24 protein-coding genes are annotated in these 21737 nt (G+C 55.5%); 10 read left to right on the forward strand and 14 right to left on the reverse strand.

The genetic code is table 11. The features are described from left to right. Window positions 1–207: 207 nt before the first annotated feature. Window positions 208–1407: a purine nucleoside transporter PunC gene (gene punC / locus F3J31_RS10325; RefSeq protein ID WP_167212911.1), complete on the reverse strand. Its 1200-nt coding sequence runs from the start codon at window positions 1405–1407 to the stop codon at window positions 208–210. A gap of 114 nt (window positions 1408–1521) precedes the next feature. Here punC and punR point away from each other — a divergent pair, with 114 nt between their 5' ends. Next, a complete protein-coding gene (gene punR, locus F3J31_RS10330; protein ID WP_039266192.1) occupies window positions 1522–2433 on the forward strand; it encodes a DNA-binding transcriptional activator PunR in 912 nt (303 codons plus the stop codon). Window positions 2434–2450: 17 nt separating this feature from the next. On the opposite strand, the gene purR is transcribed toward punR, so the two are convergent. Continuing rightward, window positions 2451–3476, reverse strand: coding sequence for an HTH-type transcriptional repressor PurR (purR, locus tag F3J31_RS10335; protein ID WP_008500597.1), 1026 nt, complete (start codon window positions 3474–3476; stop codon window positions 2451–2453). Window positions 3477–3773: 297 nt separating this feature from the next. On the opposite strand from purR, the gene F3J31_RS10340 reads away from it, so the two are divergent. Together F3J31_RS10340 and F3J31_RS10345 are read left to right on the forward strand one after the other, a co-directional pair. Beyond that, window positions 3774–3863 (forward strand): YnhF family membrane protein, encoded by a 90-nt coding sequence (locus tag F3J31_RS10340; RefSeq protein WP_008500596.1) that lies wholly within the window; start codon window positions 3774–3776, stop codon window positions 3861–3863. 163 nt (window positions 3864–4026) lie between these two features. Continuing rightward, a complete protein-coding gene (locus F3J31_RS10345; protein ID WP_048030744.1) occupies window positions 4027–5193 on the forward strand; it encodes an MFS transporter in 1167 nt (388 codons plus the stop codon). A gap of 38 nt (window positions 5194–5231) precedes the next feature. Here the strand turns inward: F3J31_RS10345 and sodB are convergent, their stop codons facing one another. Both sodB and F3J31_RS10355 read right to left on the reverse strand, forming a co-directional pair. Beyond that, window positions 5232–5813: a superoxide dismutase [Fe] gene (gene sodB, locus F3J31_RS10350; RefSeq protein WP_029739795.1), complete on the reverse strand. Its 582-nt coding sequence runs from the start codon at window positions 5811–5813 to the stop codon at window positions 5232–5234. A gap of 122 nt (window positions 5814–5935) precedes the next feature. After that, a complete protein-coding gene (locus F3J31_RS10355) occupies window positions 5936–6709 on the reverse strand; it encodes a C40 family peptidase (protein WP_023327204.1) in 774 nt (257 codons plus the stop codon). Between the two features lie 338 nt (window positions 6710–7047). Between F3J31_RS10355 and grxD the strand changes: the two genes are divergently transcribed. After that, complete coding sequence (grxD, locus tag F3J31_RS10360) at window positions 7048–7395, forward strand: monothiol glutaredoxin 4 (RefSeq protein ID WP_003832760.1); 348 nt, start codon at window positions 7048–7050, stop codon at window positions 7393–7395. 75 nt (window positions 7396–7470) lie between these two features. Here grxD and rnt read toward each other — a convergent pair whose 3' ends face one another. From rnt to eptA, 5 genes are all read right to left on the reverse strand, one after another. Next, window positions 7471–8130 carry a ribonuclease T gene (rnt, locus tag F3J31_RS10365; RefSeq protein WP_023618191.1) on the reverse strand — a complete coding sequence of 220 codons (660 nt, stop codon included), beginning with the start codon at window positions 8128–8130 and terminating at the stop codon, window positions 7471–7473. Window positions 8131–8225: 95 nt separating this feature from the next. Then, a complete protein-coding gene (gloA, locus tag F3J31_RS10370) occupies window positions 8226–8633 on the reverse strand; it encodes a lactoylglutathione lyase (protein WP_008500591.1) in 408 nt (135 codons plus the stop codon). A 100-nt stretch (window positions 8634–8733) separates the two neighbouring features. Then, complete coding sequence (locus F3J31_RS10375; protein WP_039023853.1) at window positions 8734–9831, reverse strand: alkene reductase; 1098 nt, start codon at window positions 9829–9831, stop codon at window positions 8734–8736. A gap of 53 nt (window positions 9832–9884) precedes the next feature. Then, window positions 9885–10484: a TetR/AcrR family transcriptional regulator gene (locus F3J31_RS10380; RefSeq protein ID WP_045910326.1), complete on the reverse strand. Its 600-nt coding sequence runs from the start codon at window positions 10482–10484 to the stop codon at window positions 9885–9887. A 41-nt stretch (window positions 10485–10525) separates the two neighbouring features. Beyond that, window positions 10526–12151, reverse strand: coding sequence for a phosphoethanolamine transferase EptA (gene eptA, locus F3J31_RS10385; RefSeq protein ID WP_167212915.1), 1626 nt, complete (start codon window positions 12149–12151; stop codon window positions 10526–10528). A 149-nt stretch (window positions 12152–12300) separates the two neighbouring features. On the opposite strand from eptA, the gene F3J31_RS10390 reads away from it, so the two are divergent. The 3 genes from F3J31_RS10390 to sodC all read left to right on the forward strand — a co-directional run bounded on the left by F3J31_RS10390 (window position 12301) and on the right by sodC (window position 14084). Then, complete coding sequence (locus tag F3J31_RS10390; RefSeq protein ID WP_008500587.1) at window positions 12301–12540, forward strand: DUF1289 domain-containing protein; 240 nt, start codon at window positions 12301–12303, stop codon at window positions 12538–12540. A 48-nt stretch (window positions 12541–12588) separates the two neighbouring features. Continuing rightward, a complete protein-coding gene (locus tag F3J31_RS10395) occupies window positions 12589–13485 on the forward strand; it encodes an aldo/keto reductase family oxidoreductase (protein WP_167212917.1) in 897 nt (298 codons plus the stop codon). Between the two features lie 80 nt (window positions 13486–13565). Next, the gene (gene sodC / locus F3J31_RS10400; protein ID WP_167212919.1) at window positions 13566–14084 is read left to right on the forward strand and encodes a superoxide dismutase [Cu-Zn] SodC; all 519 of its coding nucleotides are present in this window, start codon (window positions 13566–13568) and stop codon (window positions 14082–14084) included. Here the strand turns inward: sodC and F3J31_RS10405 are convergent. Genes F3J31_RS10405 through F3J31_RS10415 form a run of 3 tightly spaced genes read right to left on the reverse strand, consistent with a single transcriptional unit; the run spans window position 14063 to window position 17195 of the window. Continuing rightward, the gene (locus F3J31_RS10405; RefSeq protein WP_167212922.1) at window positions 14063–16096 is read right to left on the reverse strand and encodes an FUSC family protein; all 2034 of its coding nucleotides are present in this window, start codon (window positions 16094–16096) and stop codon (window positions 14063–14065) included. The genes sodC and F3J31_RS10405 overlap by 22 nt on opposite strands. Beyond that, window positions 16096–16956 carry an HlyD family secretion protein gene (locus F3J31_RS10410; RefSeq protein ID WP_167212925.1) on the reverse strand — a complete coding sequence of 287 codons (861 nt, stop codon included), beginning with the start codon at window positions 16954–16956 and terminating at the stop codon, window positions 16096–16098. Before F3J31_RS10410 ends, F3J31_RS10405 begins: the two co-directional genes overlap by 1 nt. A gap of 2 nt (window positions 16957–16958) precedes the next feature. Beyond that, window positions 16959–17195: a DUF1656 domain-containing protein gene (locus F3J31_RS10415; protein ID WP_024909360.1), complete on the reverse strand. Its 237-nt coding sequence runs from the start codon at window positions 17193–17195 to the stop codon at window positions 16959–16961. A 186-nt stretch (window positions 17196–17381) separates the two neighbouring features. Here F3J31_RS10415 and slyA point away from each other — a divergent pair, with 186 nt between their 5' ends. After that, window positions 17382–17822 (forward strand): transcriptional regulator SlyA, encoded by a 441-nt coding sequence (gene slyA / locus F3J31_RS10420; RefSeq protein ID WP_021241135.1) that lies wholly within the window; start codon window positions 17382–17384, stop codon window positions 17820–17822. Window positions 17823–17857: 35 nt separating this feature from the next. On the opposite strand, the gene F3J31_RS10425 is transcribed toward slyA, so the two are convergent. Next, window positions 17858–19219, reverse strand: coding sequence for a GGDEF domain-containing protein (locus F3J31_RS10425; RefSeq protein ID WP_167212928.1), 1362 nt, complete (start codon window positions 19217–19219; stop codon window positions 17858–17860). 196 nt (window positions 19220–19415) lie between these two features. After that, a complete protein-coding gene (slyB, locus tag F3J31_RS10430) occupies window positions 19416–19883 on the reverse strand; it encodes an outer membrane lipoprotein SlyB (protein WP_008500578.1) in 468 nt (155 codons plus the stop codon). A 255-nt stretch (window positions 19884–20138) separates the two neighbouring features. Here slyB and anmK point away from each other — a divergent pair, with 255 nt between their 5' ends. Together anmK and mliC are read left to right on the forward strand one after the other, a co-directional pair. After that, window positions 20139–21263 (forward strand): anhydro-N-acetylmuramic acid kinase, encoded by a 1125-nt coding sequence (gene anmK, locus F3J31_RS10435; protein ID WP_045910332.1) that lies wholly within the window; start codon window positions 20139–20141, stop codon window positions 21261–21263. Between the two features lie 93 nt (window positions 21264–21356). After that, on the forward strand, window positions 21357–21680 hold the full coding sequence (gene mliC, locus F3J31_RS10440) for a C-type lysozyme inhibitor (protein ID WP_025758348.1): 324 nt from the start codon (window positions 21357–21359) through the stop codon (window positions 21678–21680). The last annotated feature ends 57 nt before the right edge of the window (window positions 21681–21737 follow it).

Below are 21737 nucleotides of genomic sequence, written 5' to 3' on the forward strand. Positions count from 1 at the left end.
GCTAGTATCCGACGTAGAACAGAGGAAGGGAGATAACCCTTGCCGAAATGCCTTCCATGGTAAAACGGGAGCACTCCGGCTCCCGTTAACACTTAATATTTATCGTATTTAATCGAACCAAATTTAGTATAGGCCTCAAAATTTGGTGATTCAATAGAAAATTGTTAGCAACCTAATCACTGAAATGTAACATGATTTCTGGCGCAATCAGGCATGCGAGGTTTCCACCTGCGCACCGCTATCCTGCTCACGCTTCGCGGACGCCTGCATGCGGTAACCCAATACCGCCAGCGCAACGGTGACCAGCATCACGCTGGTGGTGGTCAAAAGCGGCGTCGCAATCAGCGCCGAGACCACCAGGCTTGCCAGGAAGCACAGACCCAGCTGAAGGGTATTTTGCAGCGCGGCGGCGCGGCCTGTCGCCTGCGGGAACGGACGTAACGCCTGTGCCACCACGATCGGGTAAATCGCCCCGTTCGCCACGGCCATCACGCAGAAGGGAATCAAAATTTCAGCCAGGCCCGCGCCCGGAATAAACCCGACGGCCCAGGTACCGATGACGCTCAGCGCATAGAGCACCAGCAGCCATGGCAGCATTTGCTGGCCTTCCCATTTTTGCAGCGCCGCGCGGCAGCCGTACCCGCCCACCAGGAACGCGATGGTCTGCGGAACATAGCTTAGACCGATGGCCGCCGGGCTGTAGCCCATATCGTGCAGAATAAACGGCGAGCCGGTGAGCCACGCGAAGAAGCTGGCCGAACAGGCGGCATAAATCAGGACATTCCCGCGATACGCCTTGGCGCTCAGCAGGGAGGTGAAGGTAATCGGCTTCGCGTCGGCATGCGCCTCTTTTTTATGCGCGGGCTTAAGGGCAAACGCCGGCAGCATCAGCACCAGCGTGATAGCAAACAGCGTGGCAAAAATGGCCTGCCAGTCAAAGTGTGCGAGGATCCAGCTGCCCAGCAGCGGAGCCAGGGCAGGGGAAAGACCCACCAGCGGCATAATAGTGGCGAAAATACGGTTTGTGCGGTTAGCCGGATAGTAGTCGGTCACCAGCGCCTGCCAGGTCACCGCCGCAGCACAGACGCCCACGGCCTGAATAAAGCGCAGCACCAGTAGCCAGGTGGCATCGCGCACCCACAGCATCCCCAGGCAGCCCACGGCAAAAATGGCCAGACCCAGCAGCAGTACCGGTTTACGGCCGAAGCGATCCGAGAGCGGTCCCCAGAGCAGCTGGGCGAAAGCAAAACCGGCAAGGAACAGGCTCAGGCTGGCGCTGATGGCCGCCGCAGGGGTTTGCAGGTCTTCCTGCATCGCGGCAAACGCGGGCAGGTACATGTCGGTGGCCAAAAAGCCCAGCACGCTTAAGCCGCCGAGCCAGACTAAAAATCCTTTCCTGGGTTGCATTCTCTTATTCTCCTGAGGAGGCAGGTGTACGTTGGCGCAGAGTGTAGGGAGTGCAAAGCGGCTTGTGAAACGCTAATATTTGGCGGGTGCATTCAAATTTTTTGCAGGCAGAAAATGTGGTCAGATTATTCTCTTGAAGTGGTCGATGCTGTTGCGCGTAACGGCAGCTTTAGCGGTGCAGCGCAGGAGTTGCACCGCGTCCCTTCGGCCATCAGCTACACGGTGCGACAGCTTGAGGAGTGGCTGGCGGTTCCGCTGTTTGAGCGGCGGCATCGCGACGTGGAATTAACGCCCGCAGGCGCGTGGTTTTTGAAGGAAGGGCGTTCTGTTATCAAAAAAATGCAGATCACCCGCGAACAGTGCCAGCAGATCGCCAACGGCTGGCGGGGACATCTCGCCATCGCGGTGGATAACATCGTGAAGCCGGAACGCACCCGGCAGATGATCGTGGATTTCTATCGTCATTTCTCTGACGTTGAGCTGCGGGTCTCGCAGGAGGTGTTCAACGGGGTGTGGGATGCGCTGGCGGACGGCAGGGCGGAGATGGCGATTGGCGCCACGCAGGCGATCCCGGTCGGGGGACGTTACGCCTTTCGCGACATGGGGATGCTGAGCTGGAAATGCGTGGTGGCACGCGATCATCCCCTGGCGGCGATGGACGGGCCGCTGAGCGACGATACGCTGCGTAACTGGCCGTCGCTGGTGCTGGAGGATACGTCCCGCTCATTGCCCAAGCGTATCACCTGGCTTCTGGACAACCAGCGGCGGGTGGTGGCTCCTGACTGGGAATCATCGGCGACGTGCCTCAGCGCCGGGCTGTGCGTCGCGATGGTGCCCGTTCATTTTGCGCGTCCGCGCATCGATACCGGAGAATGGGTTGAACTGACGCTGGAGAATCCGTTCCCGGACGCGGCCTGCTGCCTGACCTGGCAACAAAATGATGTCTCGCCCGCCATGGCCTGGCTGCTGGATTATCTGGGAGACAGCGAAACGCTAAACCGGGAATGGTTACGGGAGCCAGCGTAGCTGGCCCCGTCAAAGGATTAACGACGGTAGTCGCGGAACGGACCATCCGCAACGGAACGGCGTTCAATCAGGCGCGGGTGAACTTCAATGGACTGCGACTCTTCGCGTTTATTGACGATTCTGTCCAACAGCATATTGAAGGCCGTTTCGCCCAGCGAATCTTTTGGCTGGTGAATGGTTGTCAGCGCCGGGGTGAAGAAGCGCGCGTTACGTACGTTGTCATACCCGATCACGGAAATATCCTGCGGTACGCGCAGACCCAGTTCATCGGCGGCGCAGAGCGCACCCATGGCCATGATGTCACCCCCGCAGAAAACGGCGGTCGGGCGGTGCGGCTGGGAAACGATCTGCTGCATTGCGCGGTAGCCTGATTCCGGCTCAAAGTCGCCCTGCACGATCCAGTTTTCCGGCACGGTGATCAGCGCTTCTTCCATCGCTTTCATAAAACCGGCCAGACGGCCCGCGCCGGTGTTACGCTCCAGCGGACCCGGGATCACGCCAATCTCGCGGTGACCGCGTTCAATCAGGTAACGACCCGCCATGTAACCGCCTTCAAAGGCGTTGTCGATAACGGAGTCGGTGAAGTCCGCGCGCGCTTCACCCCAGTCCATGACCACCATGGGGATATGGCGATACTCTTCGAGCATCGACAGCACGGATTCCGGGTACTCGGAACACATCACCAGCAGGCCATCCACGCGCTTCTGCGCCATCATCGACAGGTAGGCACGCTGTTTTTCTATGCTGTTCCATGCGTTGCCCAGAATCAGGGTATAGCCTTTCTGGAAGCAGTTCTTCTCTACCGCTTCAATGATCTCGGCAAAATAGGCCGCTTCACTGCTGGTGGCCAGCAATCCAATGGATTTGGTGTGATTAACCTTGAGGCTGCGCGCAACCGCACTTGGCGAATAGTGCAGTTCTTTGATTGCTGCCCAGACGGCGTTGCGCGTCTCTTCCGCCACGAAGCGGGTTTTGTTAATTACATGTGATACGGTTGTAGTGGAAACGTTTGCGCGTTTTGCTACGTCTTTAATTGTTGCCATTAAATGTCACTCCAGACCATATCCTAAACTCCTGAAAAACTTGAAGGTAAACGTTTGCCTTCTCTCACCCTTATCACGCAATCTTGAATTGCGGCACGCCGGGAAAACGACACGGGACGTCAGGAGGGGGTCAATGGCCGGTACGCTAATAAATTTAGCGTGGAATTTTGTCCTATCTTGATGAAAAGGGGAAGAGGTAAAGTGTTTATCAGCCTAAATCCAGGAAGATTTTTGACGTAAATTATGCAAAAATGAGCAGACTCACTTTTCGTGGGGGGATTAAAAGGAGAAAAATTGATGAGTTCCGATCTGAAGTTTTCGCTGTTCACCACCGTTGTTGTGCTGGCTCTGATTGTCGCGGCGGGTCTGACGGCCGCGCTGCACTGATTTACGCGGAGGGAGAGCCTTCTCCCTCCCGCTCACCCCGATTGTTACTCCTAAGGCAAAAATCTTTTGCCATTTTGTTAACTTCTCATTTTTTGTGATTGATGTCATGCTTTCCGCTTCTTTGTTCTGTGTCATCACATGACACGGCATCCGGAGTTGACGCATGAAAATCAATTTTCCCCTGCTGGCCCTGGCGATTGGCGCTTTTGGGATTGGCACCACTGAATTCTCCCCGATGGGGTTACTGCCCGTCATCGCCCGCGGCGTGGACGTCTCGATTCCTGCGGCAGGCATGTTAATCAGCGCCTACGCTATCGGCGTGATGGTGGGGGCGCCGCTGATGACGCTTCTCCTTTCGCACCGCGCGCGCCGCAATGCGCTGATTTTCCTGATGGCGATTTTCACCCTCGGTAACGTGCTTTCGGCCATTTCGCCGGACTACACCACGCTGATGCTGTCGCGTATTCTGACCAGCCTCAACCACGGCGCGTTCTTTGGACTCGGGTCGGTTGTGGCAGCAAGCGTGGTGCCAAAACATAAGCAGGCCAGCGCCGTGGCCACCATGTTTATGGGCCTGACCATTGCTAACATCGGCGGCGTTCCTGCGGCAACCTGGCTGGGCGAGGTCATTGGCTGGAGGATGTCCTTCCTGGCGACGGCCGGACTGGGCGTAGTCGCGATGGTGGCGTTGTTCTTCTCCCTGCCAAAAGGCAGCGCGGGTGAACGCCCTGACGTACGCAGAGAGCTGTCGGTGCTGGTGCGCCCGCAGGTGCTCTCCGCGCTGCTGACCACCGTGCTGGGGGCAGGGGCGATGTTTACCCTCTACACCTATATTTCACCTGTGCTGCATGACATCACCCACGCAACGCCTCTCTTTGTGACCGCGATGCTGGTGCTAATTGGCGTGGGCTTCTCGATTGGCAACTATCTCGGCGGGAAATTTGCCGACCGTTCGGTGAGCGGAACGCTGAAGGGCTTCTTAACCCTGCTGATTGTTATCATGATCGCCATTCCGTGGCTGGCGCGTAACGAGTTTGGCGCCGCGGTGGCGATGGTCGTCTGGGGGGCTGCAACGTTCGCTGTGGTGCCACCACTGCAGATGCGCGTGATGCGCGTCGCGCATGAAGCGCCGGGCCTCTCATCCTCGGTCAATATTGGTGCCTTTAACCTGGGCAATGCGCTCGGTGCGGCGGCCGGTGGGGCCGTGATTTCTGGTGGGCTGGGGTACAGTTTTGTGCCGGTGATGGGGGCGATTATTGCCGCGCTCGGCCTGCTGCTGGTGATGATGTCGGGTCGTAAACAGCCAGAAGCAGCCTGCGCTGCGGAATAAACCAAAAACGCAGAAGGGCGAACCCTTCTGCGTGTCTCTTACGCAGCGAAGTTCTTCGCCACAAAGTCCCAGTTAACCAGTGCCCAGAAGTGCTCCAGGTAGTTAGGGCGCGCGTTACGGTAATCGATGTAGTAAGCGTGTTCCCATACGTCCACGGTCATCAGCGGCTTCGCGCTGGTGGTCAGCGGTGTGCCCGCATTAGAGGTAGACACGATAGCCAGTTTGCCATCCGCCTCTTTGACCAGCCACGTCCAGCCCGAACCGAAGTTCTTGATGGCGGCATCGGTGAACTTCGCTTTGAAATCCGCGAAGCTGCCAAAGGCGGCGTTGATGGCGGTAGCCAGTTCACCGACAGGTTCGCCACCGGCGTTCGGCGCCAGGCAGTGCCAGTAGAAGGTGTGGTTCCACACCTGAGCGGCGTTGTTGAATACGCCACCCTCAGAACTGCGCACGATCTCTTCCAGCGTTTTGCCTTCAAAATCGGTGCCCTTGATCAGGTTGTTCAGGTTGGTGACGTACGTCTGGTGATGCTTGCCGTAGTGATATTCCAGGGTTTCCGCAGAAATGTGCGGGGCCAGGGCGTCTTTTGCATACGGTAGTGCAGGTAATTCGAACGACATTGCTTCTCTCCTTATTGTATTTTGTGTTGTCAATAACCACACAGACAACAAGGACAGGATAGCAAATTGAAAGGGTATGCAAAAGAGGAACTTACCCTGCCACGGGTGTGGCAGGGCAGGGGTTAGCGAATGGTTTTCGGCGTCATCACGCGGCGTGCGCCGACGTAATGGCGTACCCAGTAGTCTTCACTGAGAGAGGTGATCTGAATATCCTGGCCGCTACGCGGTGACTGGATGAATTTTCCGTTGCCGACATAGACGCCAACGTGGTCAGCTGTCCCGCGGCCTTGCGTGCGGAAGAAGACCAGATCGCCGTTCTCCAGCTCTCCACGGTTGACCGGGGACGCGTCGCGCAGGTGGTACATTTCGTTGGCGGTGCGCGGAATGCGGAACTTGACCAGATCTTTATAGGCGTAATAGACGAGGCCGCTGCAGTCAAAACCGGTACGCGGCGAAGTCCCGCCCCAGTGATAAGGTTTGCCAATCTGCCCCATCAGCTTGTTCATTGCGGTTTTTTGCGCTTTCTGGACGCGTACTTTATGCACTTCCGCTATTTTGGTGACCTTGGTGCATTTCGCCTTATGGCCTTTACGCGCGATGCATTTTTCAGTCACGAGGTTAGCGGCGGTTTGCGAAGCTTTACTTTTGGCGGTGTGGGCAGTGCGGGAAGAAGTGGTTTTCGTCTTGCTGGAAGCGGTTTTTTTAGTCTGTGTGTTTGTCTTTTTCTTGTCGTTCTTAGCGGTGGTTTTTTTCTTACGTTCTGTGGCTTTCACCAGATGGTTTTTTTGTACAGCAGAATGCCGCGCCTGCTGAGAGGCGTTTGCCACTGGCGTGAAAGTGAGTGAAGTAAACAGTAAAGCACAGAGCGTGATCGAGATTTTATTTATCCGCGCCACTGGGCAGTCCCCTGATAAATGCAGGTCATCAATAATACCCGCGTGTGATTTACAAAGCCCGTCGATTCTAATCCATAAAAAGCCAGAAAGTTAATACCATTTTTCAATCTCTAATCCTGTTTCGTTAGCAAGTGCAAAAAAATTCATCGTTCTGTCGTACATTTGCCCATTCCCTAAGCAAAACCCTGGCCGCCGCAGGGGTAAACACCATTTGCAATGCAACTTTTCGTGACTCGGCGTAAAATGTCTATACGTGACAAAAATGTTATTTTCCGATGCCAGTCTGAACCGCTACAATGTCAGACGAATGCCGTAACAGAAGTTAAAGGAAGCAAGACATGAGCACCACTATTGAAAAAATCCAGCGCCAGATCGCTGAAAACCCGATTCTGCTGTATATGAAAGGTTCTCCAAAGCTGCCAAGCTGCGGCTTCTCCGCGCAAGCGGTTCAGGCGCTGTCTGCCTGTGGTGAGCGTTTTGCTTACGTTGATATCCTGCAGAACCCGGACATCCGCGCTGAGCTGCCGAAGTACGCGAACTGGCCGACGTTCCCACAGCTGTGGGTAGACGGTGAACTGGTTGGCGGTTGCGATATCCTGATTGAAATGTATCAGCGCGGTGAACTGCAACAGCTGATCAAAGAAACCGCGGCGAAGTACAAAACGGAAGAGCCGGACGCAGAGTAATTTTCTGCGGAAATAAAAAAGCGACCTGCTATGGGGTCGCTTTTTTTTTGTCGGGTGGCGCTGCGCTTACCCGGCCTACGATTGGCGCTCGGCCTCATCGCCCATCGGCAGCGGCCAGCCGCCCAGACGCTTCCAGCGGTTGACGATCTCACAGAACAGCTCTGCGGTACGCTCCGTGTCATACAGCGCGGAGTGCGCCTGCGTGCCGTCGAACGGAATGCCAGCCGTAATACAGGCCTTTGATAACACCGTTTGTCCCAGCGCCAGGCCGCTCAGCGCGGCGGTGTCGAAGGTGACAAAAGGGTGGAAGGGGTTGCGTTTGAGCGACGCGCGCTCCGCGGCAGCCATGGTAAAGCTGTGATCGAAGGTGGCGTTATGGGCCACCATAATGGCGCGGCTGCAGTTGCTCTCTTTCATGCCTTTACGCACCATTTTAAAAATGGCGTGCAGCGCGTCATATTCACTGACGGCACCGCGCAGCGGGTTATGCGGATCGATACCGTTAAACGCCAGCGCTTCCGGCTGTAAGTTTGCCCCTTCGAAAGGTTCAACGTGGAAATGCAGCGTGGTGTCCGGTGTAAGCCAGCCCTGTTCATCCATCTTCAGCGTGATGGCGGCAATTTCGAGCAGCGCATCGGTTTTAGCGTTAAATCCGGCTGTTTCTACATCAATGACAACGGGATAAAAACCACGAAAACGGTCGCACAGACCGCTAAATTGAGCGTTATCGGACATCAGGGTCTCTTACATGGGGAAAAAGCAGAGCGCATTATGGCAAATTTTGCGGGGTGATGCAGTAAAACTACGGGCGCACGTTGCGCCCTGAGGGATCAGTTGCCCAGACCGCGACCGGCATCTTTGGCTTCAATCAGCTCGATTTTGTAACCGTCCGGATCTTCCACAAACGCAATCACGGTGGTGCCGCCTTTTACCGGGCCCGCTTCGCGCGTGACGTTACCGCCATTTTTGCGAATGCGTTCGCACGCGTCGGCCGCGTTATCCACTTCCAGCGCGATATGGCCGTAGGCCGTGCCCAGCTCATAGCTGTCAACGCCCCAGTTGTAGGTCAGCTCGATCACCGCTTCATCCGTTTCCGGGCCGTAACCCACGAATGCCAGTGAGTATTTATATTCCGGGTTTTCGCTGGTGCGCAGCAGCTTCATGCCCAGGACGTTAGTGTAGAAATCGATAGAACGTTGCAGGTCGCCAACGCGCAGCATGGTGTGAAGTAGGCGCATAATTTCCTCATTAACCAATGGAATAAAAAAGCTTTTTGATCAGAAACGATGTTTTAGTATAGCGGCGAACTGTCGCCGCTATCAATGAACAATGGCGAGATTACAGTGAAGGGTAGTCGGTGTAGCCTTCCGCACCGCCGCCGTAGAAGCTTTCCGGACGCTGCGGGTTGAGCGCCGCTTTTTTCTGCAGGCGAGCAACCAGATCCGGGTTGGCGATGTAGTCGCGACCAAACGCGACGGCATCGATCAGCCCTTTATTAATCAGATCTTCGGCTTTCTCAGGCGTATAGGCACCTGCACCGATGATCACCCCGTGGAAGCGCTCGCGCACTTTCTGGCGGAAGGCTTCAGTGTAAGGCTTACCGCCAGCCCAGTCAGGCTCGGACATGTGCAGATAGGCAATACCGCGTTTGGCCAGCTCTTCAATCAGATAGAGCGCATCCGCTTCCTCGTTCGGGCCGTTGTCGACGTTCTGGAAAGACCCGATTGGGGAGACGCGGATCCCGATACGGTCCGGGCTCCACTCCTTGCATACCGCATCCACCACTTCCAGCACCAGACGGGCGCGGTTTTCGACGCTACCGCCGTACTGATCGGTGCGGTGGTTAGACGACGGTGACAGGAACTGGTGCAGCAGATAGCCATGCGCGGAGTGCAGCTCAATCAGGTCAAAGCCGGCTTCACGGGCGTTGGCCACGGCCTGACGGAAGTCGTTAACAATCCCCGGGATTTCGTCCAGCTCCAGCGCGCGCGGCATAGAGGTATCCACGCGGATCGCGTTGCCGTTTTCATCGCGCAGGGAAGTACGGGTATTGGCGCTCAGGGCTGACGCGGAGACCGGTGCCTGACCGCCAGGCTGGATGCTGCTGTGTGAGATACGACCGGTATGCCACAGCTGGACCGCAATACGGCCCTCTTCAGCGTGAACGCCCGCGGTGATTTTCTGCCATGCCGCGATCTGTTCCGGGCTGTGAAGGCCCGGCGCACCGGCGTAACCTTTCGCCTGCGCAGAGATCTGCGTGGCTTCGGTGATGATCAGACCAGAGCTTGCGCGTTGACGATAGTATTCGCCCATCAGCGGGGTGGGGATGTCACCCGGCTCAATGCTGCGCAGACGGGTCAGCGGAGCCATGAACACGCGGTTTGGCGCCGTGACGGCACCCACTTTCAATGGGGTAAACAGTTTTTCAGCTGACATAAAGACTCCTGAGTAGACCAGTCGACTAGTAATAAGGTAAATAAAAACACCCGTTATACGCCAGGCGCAGTAATGCTGTTTTTCACATGTGCCAGCGCGCTTTCCAGCGGCACGGCACTGCGCGAAATTTTTGCCTGCAGGTTGGCCCCTAACCAGAGGGAGTAGAGCACCTGAGACTGCATTAAGGGGTCGCCGGAAAAGGCCAGCGTTTTTTCGTCGCGGCCTTTTTCCAGCGCCTGGGCCAGCAGGGCGATCACGCCGCGGGCACCCTTATCCATCGCCGAGCGCATATCTTCGGAAAGATCGCACACCTCGGCAGACAGCTTGACCGTCAGGCATCCGCTGATAATGCCCTGCTGACAGAACTGGTTCAGCGTTTCCTGATAGTAGTTCAGAACACGATCCCGATAGTTTCCTTCACCCGACGCAAAGTGGGTCGCCAGACGTTGGTGGTAGCCCGCGTAATGACGCTCCAGCATTGCCACGCCAAAGGCCTCTTTGGACCGAAAGTAGTGATAAAACGACCCCTTCGGTACCTCAGCGGTTTTTAATAACTCGCTCAACCCCATACCGGTAAACCCGCGATGCATGCAAAGACGCTCGCCGGTTGCCAGTAGATGTTCGCGGGTATCGTGTTCAGTATTTCTGCTCATGGCCGCACTCTAATAGACCGTTCGGTCTAATGCAAGCGAGTTTATTGACGACATGCGTTCAGAATATCCAGCTGCTGTTGATAAACCGTTGATTTAACGTCCATCATACCCAATACAGTTGAGAATAAATTGTCCTGGGAGACCGCATTTTTTGCTGCATGGTCGCGTAAACACTGTTCATTGATGCCAAAGTTTTTCGCGTAGTCCGGTGACAGCCAGAACATAAACGGAATGTGCGTTTGCTGCTCCGGCGCCAGCATGTACGGCGTCCCGTGCAGATAAATGCCGCTTTCACCCAGTGACTCACCGTGATCCGAGAGATAAATCAGCGCGGTATTCATGCTTGCCTGGCGTGCTTTCAGGGCATCAATGGTTTTGCTGACCATGCTGTCGGTATACAGGATGGTGTTGTCATAGGTATTCATCAGCGCCTGATGATCGCAATCCTGAATCTCGTTGGTGTCGCAGGTTGGGGTGAATTTCCGGAAAGTGTCCGGGTAACGGCGATAGTACGCCGGACCGTGGCTCCCCATCAGGTGGATAACCAGCACCGTGTCCTGCTTCAGACCATCCAGCACATTGTCCAGACGGTAGAAATTCACATCATCAATACAGGATTTGTCTTTGCAGAACTGATCCAGATTCCACTGCGTCATATCGGTATGCGGCACGCGATCGCAGGCACCTTTACAGCCGCCGTCGTTGTCACGCCAGAGCAGGTTGATACCCGCATGCTTCAGCACATCGAGCAGACCTTCCTGATGGTGCGCCAGGTCGGCATCGTATTTGCTACGCGTCATGCCCGAGAACATGCACGGAACGGAAACGGCGGTTTCAGTGCCGCATGAGGAGGCCTGTGGGAAGTTAATCACATCCTGCTTTTTCAGCTCCGGGTTCGTTTCACGATCGTAACCATTCAGGGAGTAGTTCGCCGCGCGAGAGGCTTCCCCAACGACCAGTACCAGAACGGTTTTCTTTTGTTGACCTGAAATCAACGGTCCTTTATGGGCATCTTCGCCAATCCGTACCAGCGTTTGATCGCCGGCAAACCAGCGCATTTTGCTGTACTTCACCACGGCGCTGACATAGTTGGCCGGGGTCACCATTTTGACGATGCTTTTGTTGTTGCGAAACAGCGAGGCGTAATCTTTATAAAACACGGCGGCAATCAGGATAATCACCAGCAGAGCGCCAAGCATCGCGGCAACGCGCGTCAGCAGGGCATACCACCATTTCCCGGTACGAATGCGGGTCAGCGCCAGCACCACGGAAGGCACGAGGCCAGCAATAACAATCCACAGAATCATCTGCGGCGTCACCAGGGCTGTCGCTTCCTGAGAGTTGGTTTCGAACACGTTCACAATCATGTTCTGATCGATCACCGCGCCGTAGGTGTACATAAAGTAGGTTGCCGCGGCGCATCCGACCGTTAAGACGATCAGCAGCGGCTTGCGGATATAGGGGATATTCAGCAGGCTAAACACAATCACCCAGCCGCAAAACAGCACCAGCGGTACGGACGCGGCAAAGAGGATGTCGTGCAGGTGCGCAGGGGCAATAATGGCCCAGCTGCGCTGGATAAACAGCCCGTTGATTAGCGTAAAGAAGAGTGCACAGCCCAGAGTAAATTTAATGTCGTTACATTGTAACTTTTTGATTAACCACATCGATCGGTAAACCTGTCATTGTCATGATGGGCCGAGTATAAAGAGGGAAGATTAGTGAAACCTTAATGCCACAAATCTGTGGTATAGGCCTTGCACGTGGCGCGTTTAGCGTCTTCACTGTAGGTGAGAGTGGTTATCCGGAGGTGAGTGTGGCAGAGCAACTGGAGTTTTTCCCCATCCAGAGCCCGTGCCGGGGGATTTGTCAGGTGGATGAACGCGGATATTGCCGCGGGTGCATGCGTACCCGCGACGAGCGTTTCAACTGGCAAAACTTTAGCGACACGCAAAAGCAGGAGGTGCTACGCCTCTGCCGACAGCGTCTTCTGCGCAAAATACGCGCAAACAAAGCCGGTGAGACCGAAGAACCCCAGCAACCTTCACTTTTTTAACACGGTAATTGCGTATACTCATGACATTACATCCTTGAGGAAAATGTTATGGTTCAGCGAATTACCCTTGCCCCCCAGGGGCCAGAATTCTCCCGTTTTGTGATGGGCTACTGGCGCCTGATGGACTGGAATATGTCCCCCCTCCAGCTGGCGAGCTTTATTGAAGAGCATATCGATCTGGGCGTTACCACGGTCGACCATGCGGACATTTACGGTGGCTATCAGTGTGAAGCCGCATTCGGCGAGGCGCTCAAGCTGGTTCCGGCACTCCGCGACCGCATGGAGATCGTCACGAAGTGCGGGATTGCCACCACGGCAAAACCGGAACACGCCCTTGGGCATTACATCACCGACAGCGCGCATATCATCAAGAGCGCTGAGCAGTCGCTGGTCAATCTGGCGACCGACCATATCGACCTGCTGTTAATCCACCGTCCGGATCCGCTCATGGATGCCGATGAGGTGGCAGAAGCCTTCCTGAACCTGCATCAGAGCGGCAAAGTGCGTCACTTTGGCGTTTCCAACTTCACCCCGGCGCAGTTTGCACTGCTTCAGTCTCGTCTGCCGTTTACCCTGGCCACCAATCAGGTGGAGATCTCCCCGGTACACCAGCCGCTGCTGCTGGACGGTACCCTCGACCAGCTGCAACAGCTGCGTATTCGCCCGATGGCCTGGTCGTGCCTGGGAGGCGGACGCCTGTTTAATGATGATGAATTCCAGCCGCTGCGCAACGAGCTTGACACTATCGCCCGCGAGCTGAACGCGGAGAGCATCGAACAGGTGGTTTACGCCTGGATCCTTCGTCTGCCGTCAAAACCGCTGCCCATTATTGGTTCTGGCAAAATAGAACGCGTGCGTTCTGCACTGGCCGCTGAAGAGCTGCAGATGACCCGCCAGCAGTGGTTCCGCATCCGCAAAGCCGCGCTGGGTTACGACGTGCCATAAACCGCCAGAAGGTGACTTTTCGGTGAAATCTTTGCCCCTGGTATACACTTAAGGGGCAAAAAATAACCAGCGGAGGTCATATGAAGCGTTTTGCTCTGGCAATGGTCGCGCTGGTTGTTTGCGCAGGGGCGCAGGCAGCCAGCGACGAAGTGGAAATGAATCTCGTTACCTCTCAGGGTGTGGGTCAGTCCATCGGTACGATGAAAATCACGGAAACCGACAAAGGGCTGGAGTTCGCTCCCAACCTCAAAGCACTCCCTCCCGGTGAGCATGGTTTCCATGTTCACGCCAAAGGAAGCTGTCAGCCCGCATTAAAAGAGGGTAAAGCGTCAGCGGCGGAAGCGGCAGGGGGGCACCTGGATCCCCAGCATACCGGCAAGCATGAGGGCCCGGATGGAATGGGACACCTGGGCGATCTGCCCGTGCTGGTGGTCAATAACGACGGTAAAGCCACCGATCCCGTTGTCGCGCCGCGTCTGAAAAAGCTGGATGAGGTAAAAGATAAAGCGCTAATGATTCATGTCGGCGGCGACAATATGTCCGATCAGCCTAAACCGCTTGGCGGCGGCGGGGCGCGTTATGCCTGCGGCGTGATCTGATCCCCAATGGTACCCGGCGGTGGTGCTTGCTCCAGCTGCGACAGCGAGCAGTGCAGCCGCCAGATTATCGAGGCCAAATCACGGGCGGCGGGGAGATGATGTCGTGCAAGCGTATCGCAGATCCGCTGCAGTTCATTCAGCGTGGTTGCCAGCGGTCGCTGCTGGACACCGCGTTCGCTCATCACATCGCGCAGCAGAGAGATGCATACATCGCGAACCTGCGACAGCGGGTCGGAACGTGTTTCCCACCCGCGAAGCTGCCAGACCACGTGCGAACAGTTCAACAGCACCACGCCCCAGCGCAGCAGCCAGCGCCGGGAGAGCGCGTCCTGGCTGTTATTGAGCTGGCTGACGTGGTGATACACCAGCGATTCATACTCGTTTTCACCTAGATGCGGTTTACGGCTGAGCTGGTCCACAAACCCCCGGCGTAACTCCCGGATATGCCTGCGGCTTTTGCGGGCATCGGAGCCGGGGCGCAACACCGCGAAAGCCAGCCACGCCAGCCCCACGCCAAGGATTTTCGCCAGGTTGTCATTAAGAAAATCGGCGTAATCATAAACCGGCGGATTGGTCACGGAGATAAACGAGCCCATAAAGACAATCAGCTGCCCCCAGAGGCCCGCCTGTTTTGGCATTTGTAGCTTGAGTAGCTGCATGGTGGTCAACAGCGGAAACAGAAACAGCAGGAACTGCCACAGATCGCTTATCTGCACCATCAGGCCAAACTTCACCACAAAACTGAACAACGACAGCAGCACCAGAGTGCGTAGCAGGAGCGTCAGCGAGTTGAACGGCGAGGCCGCGACGGAGTAAAGCACGCAGCTGATGGCAGCAAGCGTCAGGGCCGCCGTACCGGACTCCCACTGCGTGGTGATGCTCCACGCCCCCACCAGCATCAGCGCGCAGAAGGTGCGAAAACCGCTCCACAGTGCTTCCAGGTAGTCGGTATGGCGGGCGAGAGCCGGACTCCCGGGCACGTTGAACTCCGTGACCGGCGTGGCATTCTCAACCGCGTTAATCCAGCGGCTGCTGCGCAGGTAGAGTCGGCAAAAGTAATTCAGACGCTGCCAGAAGGCGCGATGGCGATAGTCGTACTCATCAACCGGGGCGAGCGGGGCGATGATCTTCGCAACGGTGTAGATGTCCGCATCCGGGCGCGCGAGAGCAGCGAGCAGCGTTTCGATGACGGCACGGGTGTTTTCCGGCGGCGTCGGCCAGTTGAGCAGCATCCGGCGCAGGCTGGAGATGGCGCTGGTCATACGCAGCTGCTGGTGTAGTAAATAATTTAGCAGGGTGTTCTGACGACGAAAGCGGTAGTGGCTCCAGAACGCCTGAATACGCAACAGATTCATCGTCAGGATCTGTCCGATCACCTTTTCATGCGCGAGGCGGATCTCATCGCTGGTATCCGGTTGCCATAGCAGGCTCGCGTGCTCAAGCAGCCGGGTGTGCATGGTCTTGAGGGCAGTGATAAGCGCTGTGCCGTCGGAGGTGCTGGGGAGGATCATCATCATGAAGCCGCCGCTGAGGATCCCGACAATGACTTCACAGACGCGCGCCTGCGCGATATCCCACAGTTCGGTGGTGTCGAGCACGTTGACGACCGGGAAGGCGATAATGGCGGCGGTATAGCCCGCCAGTTGGAAAGCGTAGGCGACGTTATTGGTAAAATGGGCGCAGGCCCAGGTACAGCACCCCAGCCACGCCGCCATGCTCAGCAGGAACATCCACGGATCATTCAGCGTATGGCCGGCGATAATTAACGCCGCCGTGGCACCCAGCAGGCTGCCGGCGATGCGCCCAAGGCTCTTACTGATCACCCCGCCGACCGTAGGAAAACTCACCACCGCGGCAGACGTCATCGCCCAGTAGGGTTCATCCAGGTTCAGGTAATAGGCGACGGTCAGCGCCAGACACATGGCAATACCGTTACGCAGCGCGTAGCGCCACTGAGGGCGCGTCGCTTTGATCCACGGCGTGTTTTGCCAGGAGAGTGCCGGCAGCTTCATCACCGGTTTCCGATGGAGACAGTACAGGTGGTGCCGGAGACCAGCGTGATGTCCTGCGGTAAATGGTCAAACTCCACGCGAACCGGCACGCGCTGAGCGAGACGCACCCAGGGCACGTTCGGCTTGATGTCCGGCACCAGGCCGGAATCCGTTTCGACGCTTTGATCGTAAATGGCGCGGCCAATGCTGGATACGTGACCCTGTAACTTCTTCGAGCCGCTATAAAGCGTAATGGCGGCGGGCGATCCCTCGCGAATATGGCGAAGCTTGGTCTCTTCAAAATAGCCCACCACGTAGAAGGAGTGGCTGTCGACGAGGGCAAAAACGGGTTGGCCCGTGGTGGCATAATTCCCCACGCGAGCGGAAAGGTTGGTTACCCACCCATCAACCGGCGCGGTAATCACCGTTTGGGTCAGCTCCCACTGGGCCTGCTTCAGCGTGGCTTCGGCCACGTTGACGTTCGCCTGCATGGCCTTCACGTTGATGTTGGCAGTGTCTAAATCTTCCGCTGAGATGTAATTTTGCGATAAATGCCGGCGGCGGTTGGCTTCGTTATTCGCTTTCGCTAAGTCTGACTGGGCTTTTGCCAGCTGCGCCTCGGCGTTCAGAATCGCGATGTGGTATGGGGTATCGTCGATCCGGAAGAGTACCTCACCCTTTTTGACGTACTGGTTATCCTTAACGAGCAGCGTCGTGATGCTTCCCGACACCTGCGGGGTGATGCTGACCTGTTCAGCGCGAATTTTGCCGTCACGGGTCCAGGGGGACTGCATATAAAAATTCCACATCCACCAGCCTGCAACCAGCGCGAGGGCGAGAACAAAAAGGGTGGAAAAGTACTTCAGCGTTTTCAGAGGCATAGTCACCACACCATCAAGACAGCAAGGCCCAGACATACGGAGAGGGCAAACAGGGAAAGATCCATCAGCATGGGATGCCAGATTTCGCCGGAGTACATCCAGTCGCGAAGCAGACGATGCGCGATGAGCCAGAGAATAAAGCCCACCAGCACGGCCTTAAACAGGGGAGGAAAGTAGACTGACGCACCGAAGATCAGATCCTGAAGGGGTAACCCCTCTGAGCGATGAAAAAACGTCACGGGCAGAAATCCTTTGCAGTGAACAGAATGCCGCGTTGGCTTGTCTTAGTATGATGAAGCATCACAATTCAGTGTAAGTCATACTTTTAAGTTCGATGAATGCAGTATTGCATTTGTTTTGGCAATACAAATGCTGCACACTATTCTAAAATCAGTATAATAACTTAGCAAGCTAATTATAAGGAGATGAAATTGGAATCGCCATTAGGTTCTGATCTGGCAAGGTTGGTACGCGTCTGGCGTGCTCTGATTGACCATCGCCTGAAACCTCTGGAATTAACACAGACGCATTGGGTCACGCTGCACAACATTCATCAGCTTCCGCCCGATCAGTCACAAATTCAGCTGGCAAAAGCGATAGGCATTGAGCAACCGTCGCTGGTGCGCACGCTTGATCAGCTGGAAGAGAAGGGGTTGATCTCCCGACAAACCTGCGCCAGCGATCGTCGTGCTAAGCGGATTAAACTCACTGAGAAAGCGGCGCCTATCATCACCGAAATGGAAGCCGTCATCACCAAAACGCGCGGTGAAATCCTCTCAGGCGTTTCACCGGCGGAGCTGGAAATGCTCATCAGCCTCATTGCTCGCCTTGAGCAAAATATCCATGAGCTGCAGTCTCGCGACTGATAAACACGAAGGCCTTGCACCAGCAAGGCCTTTTTTTACTTAAAGACGACCACACGATTACGACCCGTCTCCTTCGCTTCATACATCGCCTTGTCGGCACTTTCCACGCACGCTTCTGCGGTTATCGTTGATGACGTTGCCGTAAACACCCCCATACTGATGGTGATGGGCTCCGGCAACTGACCGCCGCTGCTGGTTTTATCAAAGCTGCTTAGCTTCAGACGTATGCGCTCGGCCACCTGGTACGCGGAGTCTGACGACGTGTTGGCCAGCATCAGCACAAACTCCTCGCCGCCGATACGGGCCGCGATGTCCTGCGGGCGCACGGAATCCATCAGCAGGTTGGCGACAAACTGCAGGACTTTATCGCCCTGAAGATGCCCGTAGGTGTCGTTAATGCGCTTGAAGCGATCGAGATCGCTGACAATGACGGAAACGGGGCGGTTGGGTCTGGCGATATCCAGCGCCTGGTTTAACGATTCATAAAAATAGCTGCGGTTATAAAGGCGCGTGAGCGGATCGCGAATCGAGTTCTGATAGGACTGCTGATATTTTACGTGCGAGTCGCGATACAGTCTGAAGACATCGTAAAGCAGAACAAAAATAATCAGCAGCGTGGCGACAGTTTCAAATAACCGGGCGCGGTACCAGGAGATATCTTCGGCATGTCCAGCCGCTAACAGCATTGAAAGCGTGACGATATAGCAAACGCACAGAAAATTTCCGCCTACCCAGAATAAATTGCGCACGCGCGTGACAAACATCAGCGCTACTAATGTTATCACCCAGAAAACTATTAAAGAGATATTAATGCAATGGCTCCAGAGGACCATAAACTGCCGGGTTTCATTATCAACCAGGTCAATCGATAACAAGGGCGAGTGGCTGGAATATATCCAGGCCAGTCCCACTGCACAGGCGGTAAAAAGAGACGCCCCGCTCACAATTGAGATATGCGCCAGCCGTGAAAGAGGGTAATCGCGCATGGGATAGAGTATTGCCGCCACGATGAACAGCACCGCCATTAAAAAGTGGCGGAACATATAGTAGATCATCGCATCGTTGTAGTTCACGACGTTGAACTGATAGAGATCCAGCCAGGCGGGGAAGCTGGTCAGCGTTCCGACCATCAGCAATGCGGACCCGGCAAAGGCAAAGGCGATTGTGACCAGATACAACCGTCTTTTGTCACACCAGTATTTCATCGCCATAAAACAGGCAATAAACAGGTGAAACACCAGAAGAAAAATGGTGAGCGTAGGGAATAAAAGCGGTGAAAAGGACGGAACCCATTCAACGAGTTTTAAAAACAGCGCGTGTAATATCCCGATAACAACAAGGCAACCGAGACAGAACGCGATATAACGGCTCGTTAGAGCACGACGATTCGCAAGCATAGAATTTTTACAAATTATAATGAATAAAGAGAAGGTGATTGCGAAGAGTCTAATCAATTAGTGCAATAAATACTTTGCGCAGAAACAATATAAGGAGTGATTAATAATGGGTGGGGTGAATGTATTTTGTAATTATATTTGTGAGAGTGATATATATTGTAAATGGATGTGGCCCGAGGACCACATCCACTTTTAATTAACGTGGAGAAACGGTCACCTGGCTTCCATTGCTCGCCAGTACAACGCGCTGGCCTGCAGAGAAGCGGGTGCTGCCCTGTTTCTGAACAACCATGATTGTGCTGCCGTCGTCTTTACGAATTTCCAGCTCTACGCCCTGCGTTTTGTTCATCGCACCCTGAACGCCCTGGCCGGCTACGCCACCCGCAACGGCACCTGCGGCTGTCGCCAGAGAGCGTCCCGTACCACCACCGACGGTATTACCCAGGAAACCACCCAGAACGGCACCGCCGATTGCACCCATCACGTTGTTTTCATCACCACCCTGAATCTGTACAGGGCGTGCGTTAACAACGGTACCGTAAGTCACGTTCTGAACCTGTTTCGCTTCAGAAGCGCTGTAAACGTCGCCAGAAAGTGAACTGTCATTCACACAGCCAGCCAGAGTTAAACCAATCAGCGAAACGCCCAGTACACGTAAAATCATTTGAATCTCCTGTTCACCAAAAACGCCCGATTTGGGGCATCCGTTATGGCTAAATTATATGGCATAAGGAGCCATAGTTCATATCTTTGCACTAACAATAGGAAAATTGTACTTGAATTTGACTTAACGAGACATAAACAGGATCCGCCCGCGCTACCCGTCTGACATTGTTAAAAAATATTATTGCCGGATGGCAAAGCGACGCCGTTTATGGTTGAGTGGATATCCTTAGCCCACACAACGTAAGGAAAGCGCATGAAATCGGGTCGCTACATTGGTGTGATGTCAGGCACCAGTCTGGATGGGGTAGATGTCGTTCTGGCCGCCATTGATGAAAACATGGTGGCACAGCAGGCGAGCCTGACCTGGCCAATCCCCATTTCACTGAAAGAGGATATTCTCAGTATCTGTCAGGGGCAGCAGCTGACCCTCTCCCAGCTTGGACAGCTGGATGTTCGTCTCGGTGCGCTGTTTGCGGATGCGGTGCAGGCTTTGATGCAAAAGGAACATCTTCGCCCGCAGGATGTGGTCGCCATCGGGTGTCACGGACAAACGGTCTGGCATGAACCCATCGGAGAGGCTCCGCATACTCTGCAAATCGGCGATAACAACCAGATTGTGGCGAAGACGGGCGTCACGGTGGTCGGCGATTTCCGTCGTCGCGATATTGCCCTTGGCGGACAGGGTGCACCGCTGGTGCCCGCGTTTCATCAGGCGCTGCTGGCGCACCCTTCAGAACGGCGTATGGTGCTCAACATTGGTGGGATCGCCAATCTGTCGATGCTTATCCCGGGGCAGCCGGTCCGCGGTTACGATACCGGCCCGGGCAATATGTTAATGGATGCCTGGATCTGGCGTCAGTGCGGTCAACCGTACGATAAAAACGCGGAGTGGGCGAGCGAGGGTAAGGTGATTATCCCGCTGTTGCAGTCCATGCTGAGCGATCCTTATTTTGCCTTACCGGCACCGAAAAGCACGGGGCGTGAATACTTCAACTTTGGCTGGCTTGAGCGCCAGCTGGCGTCATTCCCGGCGCTCGCGCCGCAGGATGTTCAGGCGACGCTTGCCGAGCTTACGGCCGTGTCGATTTCCGAACAGGTGCTCCTCAGTGGCGGATGTGAACGCCTGCTGGTGTGCGGCGGGGGAAGCCGTAACCCGCTGGTGATGGCGCGTCTTGCCGGGCTGCTGCCGGGCACCGAAGTGTCGACGACCGATGAGGCCGGCATCAGCGGTGATGATATGGAGGCGCTGGCCTTCGCCTGGCTTGCCTGGCGCACCATTGCCGGGCTGCCGGGCAATTTACCGTCGGTAACCGGCGCGCGCGAGGCGAGCGTCCTTGGGGCGATTTTCCCGGCAAATCCGCGTCATAATCAGAGTTAACTGAAATTCAGCGCGGCGCGTCGTCGTTAAAATGGAACGAAACAGGGGGGCAGCCATGCCCTCCAGGACCAGGAAAGTCTTCGGAATACGCCCATGAAAAAACTTCTTCTTATTGCCGCCCCTTTGTTGCTGTCAGGATGCAGCGTCTACAACCAGCTCCTTGAGCGCATGCAGACCGATACGCTTGAGTATCGCTGCGACGAAAAACCGCTGACCGTGAAGCTGAACAATCCACGCCAGGAAGCCAGTTTTGTTTATGACAATAAACTGCTGACGCTGAAGCAGGGCATTTCAGCCTCGGGGGCGCGTTACACCGACGGTATCTATGTCTTCTGGTCGAAAGGCGACAGCGCCACGGTCTACAAACGTGACCGTATTGTGCTGAACAATTGCCAGCTCGAAAATCCGAAGCGTTGAGATTTTTACAGGGGCGGCGCACAATAGCGCCACCCACTCTCAATGTCAGCTAACGCC

Origin of the sequence: Enterobacter sp. Acro-832, assembly GCF_011752745.1 — a bacterium.
Classification (GTDB): domain Bacteria; phylum Pseudomonadota; class Gammaproteobacteria; order Enterobacterales; family Enterobacteriaceae; genus Enterobacter; species Enterobacter quasiroggenkampii.

What these genes read in the sequence shown, in the direction of transcription:
- punC (WP_167212911.1), bottom strand. Translation starts at nt 1,407, where the DNA reads ATGCAACCCAGGAAAGGATTTTTAGTCTGGCTCGGCGGCTTAAGCGTG.
- punR (WP_039266192.1), top strand. Translation starts at nt 1,522, where the DNA reads ATGTGGTCAGATTATTCTCTTGAAGTGGTCGATGCTGTTGCGCGTAAC.
- purR (WP_008500597.1), bottom strand. Translation starts at nt 3,476, where the DNA reads ATGGCAACAATTAAAGACGTAGCAAAACGCGCAAACGTTTCCACTACA.
- F3J31_RS10340 (WP_008500596.1), top strand. Translation starts at nt 3,774, where the DNA reads ATGAGTTCCGATCTGAAGTTTTCGCTGTTCACCACCGTTGTTGTGCTG.
- F3J31_RS10345 (WP_048030744.1), top strand. Translation starts at nt 4,027, where the DNA reads ATGAAAATCAATTTTCCCCTGCTGGCCCTGGCGATTGGCGCTTTTGGG.
- sodB (WP_029739795.1), bottom strand. Translation starts at nt 5,813, where the DNA reads ATGTCGTTCGAATTACCTGCACTACCGTATGCAAAAGACGCCCTGGCC.
- grxD (WP_003832760.1), top strand. Translation starts at nt 7,048, where the DNA reads ATGAGCACCACTATTGAAAAAATCCAGCGCCAGATCGCTGAAAACCCG.
- rnt (WP_023618191.1), bottom strand. Translation starts at nt 8,130, where the DNA reads ATGTCCGATAACGCTCAATTTAGCGGTCTGTGCGACCGTTTTCGTGGT.
- gloA (WP_008500591.1), bottom strand. Translation starts at nt 8,633, where the DNA reads ATGCGCCTACTTCACACCATGCTGCGCGTTGGCGACCTGCAACGTTCT.
- F3J31_RS10375 (WP_039023853.1), bottom strand. Translation starts at nt 9,831, where the DNA reads ATGTCAGCTGAAAAACTGTTTACCCCATTGAAAGTGGGTGCCGTCACG.
- F3J31_RS10380 (WP_045910326.1), bottom strand. Translation starts at nt 10,484, where the DNA reads ATGAGCAGAAATACTGAACACGATACCCGCGAACATCTACTGGCAACC.
- eptA (WP_167212915.1), bottom strand. Translation starts at nt 12,151, where the DNA reads ATGTGGTTAATCAAAAAGTTACAATGTAACGACATTAAATTTACTCTG.
- F3J31_RS10395 (WP_167212917.1), top strand. Translation starts at nt 12,589, where the DNA reads ATGGTTCAGCGAATTACCCTTGCCCCCCAGGGGCCAGAATTCTCCCGT.
- sodC (WP_167212919.1), top strand. Translation starts at nt 13,566, where the DNA reads ATGAAGCGTTTTGCTCTGGCAATGGTCGCGCTGGTTGTTTGCGCAGGG.
- F3J31_RS10405 (WP_167212922.1), bottom strand. Translation starts at nt 16,096, where the DNA reads ATGAAGCTGCCGGCACTCTCCTGGCAAAACACGCCGTGGATCAAAGCG.
- F3J31_RS10410 (WP_167212925.1), bottom strand. Translation starts at nt 16,956, where the DNA reads ATGCCTCTGAAAACGCTGAAGTACTTTTCCACCCTTTTTGTTCTCGCC.
- slyA (WP_021241135.1), top strand. Translation starts at nt 17,382, where the DNA reads ATGAAATTGGAATCGCCATTAGGTTCTGATCTGGCAAGGTTGGTACGC.
- F3J31_RS10425 (WP_167212928.1), bottom strand. Translation starts at nt 19,219, where the DNA reads ATGCTTGCGAATCGTCGTGCTCTAACGAGCCGTTATATCGCGTTCTGT.
- slyB (WP_008500578.1), bottom strand. Translation starts at nt 19,883, where the DNA reads ATGATTTTACGTGTACTGGGCGTTTCGCTGATTGGTTTAACTCTGGCT.
- anmK (WP_045910332.1), top strand. Translation starts at nt 20,139, where the DNA reads ATGAAATCGGGTCGCTACATTGGTGTGATGTCAGGCACCAGTCTGGAT.
- mliC (WP_025758348.1), top strand. Translation starts at nt 21,357, where the DNA reads ATGAAAAAACTTCTTCTTATTGCCGCCCCTTTGTTGCTGTCAGGATGC.